This window comes from Aquiflexum sp., from assembly GCF_041749095.1.
Classification (GTDB): domain Bacteria; phylum Bacteroidota; class Bacteroidia; order Cytophagales; family Cyclobacteriaceae; genus Aquiflexum.
Map to the genome: position 1 here is coordinate 1 of NZ_JBGTCA010000324.1, position 3,372 is coordinate 3,372.

3 protein-coding genes are annotated in these 3,372 nt (G+C 37.8%); 2 read left to right on the forward strand and 1 reads right to left on the reverse strand.

Annotated features, from left to right (window positions below; genetic code table 11):
• Positions 1–851, forward strand: an 851-nt coding sequence (locus ACEW8O_RS14900) for a M16 family metallopeptidase (protein ID WP_373495420.1), incomplete at its 5' end; no start/stop codon positions are given.
• Positions 852–875: 24 nt separating this feature from the next.
• Entirely contained in the window at positions 876–2,918 is a 2,043-nt protein-coding gene (locus ACEW8O_RS14905; protein ID WP_373495421.1) for a M16 family metallopeptidase, read from the forward strand.
• 47 nt (positions 2,919–2,965) lie between these two features.
• Here the strand turns inward: ACEW8O_RS14905 and ACEW8O_RS14910 are convergent.
• Positions 2,966–3,372: DoxX family protein (locus ACEW8O_RS14910; RefSeq protein WP_373495422.1), on the reverse strand; the 407-nt coding region annotated here is incomplete at its 5' end.

Genomic DNA, 3,372 nt, shown 5'->3' on the forward strand with positions numbered 1-3,372 from the left:
ACATGTCTTTCCGAAAAGAAATGCCTCTTAGACTTTTCCCAAATCATCCCTACCAATCACCTGTTATTGGTTCGGCTGAACATTTGGATCAAGCCACATTGGCGGATTTTAAAGATTTCTACGATACCTTTTATGTTCCCAATAATGCCACATTGGTCATTGCAGGTGACATAGATTATGAAGTAACAGAAAGCTTGGTCCGTAAATATTTTTCAGAAATTCCGCGTGGCCCCCAAACTATACCAAGACCGGATATTGAGATTCAGAAATTGACTTCAGAGGTCAAGGATATAATTTATGACAATATTCAACTCCCAGCTATTTTTCAAGGCTATCAGATTCCTAAGTTGGGCCATCCAGATACCTATGCATTAAATCTCTTGAGTACTTACTTACTATCGGGAAAGAGTTCTTTGATGTACAGAGAATTGGTGGATAAAAGTCAAAAAGCGGTACAGGCGGCGGCTTTTCCTAATGATCTCGAGGATGGCGGTATGTTCATTATTTTAGCTATTGCCAATATGGGTGTCAATATTGATGAGCTGAATGAAGCTATTGATGAGATTCTGGTACAGGTTCAGCAAAATGGTATTGATGAAGAGGAGTTTGAAAAATTGCTTAATTTTAAAGAGAGCCATTTGGTAAATAACCTTGGGTCTGTAGCCAATATTTCCCTTGATTTGGCTCAGGCTCATGTTTTTAATGGAGGAGCTGACTATATCAATGAGCAACTTGAAAAGTTCAGGAAAGTGAAGCCAGAGGATATTCAAAGGGTTGCTAAAGAATATTTGAAGATGGATAGTAGGGTAGTATTAAAGTATCTCCCGAAATCTGCACAGATAACTGAATAATTTTTAAATCTTAAAAAGAATCAAATGAAAAAGATAACATCATACATATTTATATTCTTCCTTGTCTCAACAGCATTTGCCCAAGTGGACCGTGCGAAATTGCCAGAACCAGGCCCTGCTCCGGAAATTAGATTTGGAGAAGCAGAGTCTTTTACTTTGGACAACGGATTAAAAGTCTTTTTAATCCAAAACAAAAAGCTTCCAAGAGTTACGTATTCGCTGATCTTGGACAGAGATCCTATTTTGGAGGGAGAAAAGGCCGGAATGCTTGGTTTCGTAGGAAATATGATGACAGCGGGAACCAAGAACAGGTCAAAAGATGAATTTAATGAAGAAGTGGATTTTATCGGTGCACGAATTTCAGGAAGTTCTACTTCTATTTCAGGATCTACTTTAACCAAACATCAAGAAAAAGTAATGGAATTGATGGCAGATGTGTTGTACAATCCTATTTTTCCTGAAGAGGAATTGGTTAAACTTAAAACCCAAACCAAATCAGGTCTTGCCATTGCCAAAAATGATCCAAATACGATTTCGTCCATCTTGACATCCAAACTGGTTTATGGTGACAATCATCCATATGGTGAAGTAGAGACTGAAGTGACAGTAGATAATGTCACGGTTGAGGATATAAAATCTTATTATGAGACTTACTTCAAACCAAATATTGCTTATCTGGCAATTGTAGGTGATATGGACCTATCGACGGCTAAAACTTTGGTAAAGAAGTATTTTGCAAGATGGGAAAGGGGTGAAGTCCCTTCACAATCTTTTGAAAAACCTAAGGCTCCTGAAAAAAATATAGTTGCATTGGTTGACAGATCTGCTTCGCAGCAATCTGTAATAGAAGTGACATATCCTTTGGATAACTTTCTGACATCAGAGGATTATCTCAAAAGTAGAATTTTAGGATATGTTTTGGGAGGAGGATTTGCTGGACGGATTCTTCAAAACTTAAGGGAGGATAAAGGTTTTACATATGGTGCCTCAGCAAATTTTGGTTCTGATGATTTAATTGCAAGATTCTATGCTGGTTCAAGTGTACGGGGTTCTGCTACGGATTCAGCCATCAATGAAATCATCTATGAAATCAGAAACCTCAAGCAAAATGGTGTCCAGGAGGATGAATTGGAAGGAGCAAAATCTGCTCTAAGTGGCTCTTTTGCTCGATCATTAGAGAGCCCTTCAACCATTGCAAACTTTGCCATAAACATGGAAAGGTACGGTTTGCCTAAAGATTATTATAGTACATACCTTCAGAGATTGAATGACCTTACAGTCGATCAGGTTAATGCATCTGCTAAAAAACTTTTGAAACCTGATAATATGTACATCACCATTGTGGGCAACGGATCGGAAATTCAGGACGGCCTTATGGCATTTGGAGAAGTAAAAAGATTTACCAATGCGGGTGATCCTGAGGTGCAAATTGCTATGGATTCTGAAATCACTGCTGAAAAGGTTATAGATGACTATATTCAGGCTATTGGTGGTTCAGAAAAAGTAAAGACAATCAAATCATCCAAAATGGAATCTATTGCGGAAATTCCAGGTGTAAAATTGAACATTAATTATGTATATGATGAAAAAGTGCAGGCTTTTTCCAATAAAATAATGGCCATGGGCAATGTCGCTATGCATACATTGATAAAGGATGGAAAAGCTACAGTTACCGCAGGAGGTAAAACTCAGGAACTTTCTGATGAGCAATATGAAGCTGCAAAGATGAATATGTTTATTTTTCCTGAATTGCATTATGAGGAACTGGGTTACAGTATTACATTGGAAGGCATCAATGATGTCGAAGGTCAAAATGCTTACAAAGTCATCATTTCCAATCCTACCGGAGCAAAACAAATAAACTACTACGCTGTAAATACAGGTTTGAAAATTAAAAGTGAAAGTGTGGATGCTGGAGAAATATTCTATTCGGAATACCAGATTGTCGAAGGCATCCAATATCCAATGATGTCCACCCTAAAATCACCAATGATACCTGTTCCCTTAAAAGCTAAGGTTGAAAAATTGGAATTTAATGCTTCTGTTTCAGCCGAAGATTTGAAATAAATATGCGCTACAAAAAAAAGGCTCCCTGTTAAAATGGAGCCTTTTTTTTATTCATTTGGGTGTTGTTTCATCCAGTGATCCACTGAAAATTTTCCAGAGCCATAAATCAAAAAGACAATCAGCAGAACGAATACTATTATTGAGATTTCAAATTCAAGGTTGTTGCTGACTGATAGAAAGCCTTGCTTGATATTGACAAAAAAGACTGCAAAAAACAAGATAGGCAATTGGAACATCGTGGCGAACCGGGTCAGTAGTCCAATGGCAATCAAAAGCCCTCCGACCAGATGAGCAAAAGCCACATAATGAGCAAGTGCCATATTGAAGAATGTGATTTCCATGCTCTCTGCAATTCCCATCAAAGCATCAGTATTGGAAATAAATAAGATACCCTTATACAGAATAAATAAACCTAAGGCAATGCGGACATAGTCAATCCATCTTGGATGGTGGG

Coding starts and splice junctions, on each gene's coding strand:
- ACEW8O_RS14905 (WP_373495421.1), top strand. CDS start 876: ATGAAAAAGATAACATCATACATATTTATATTCTTCCTTGTCTCAACA.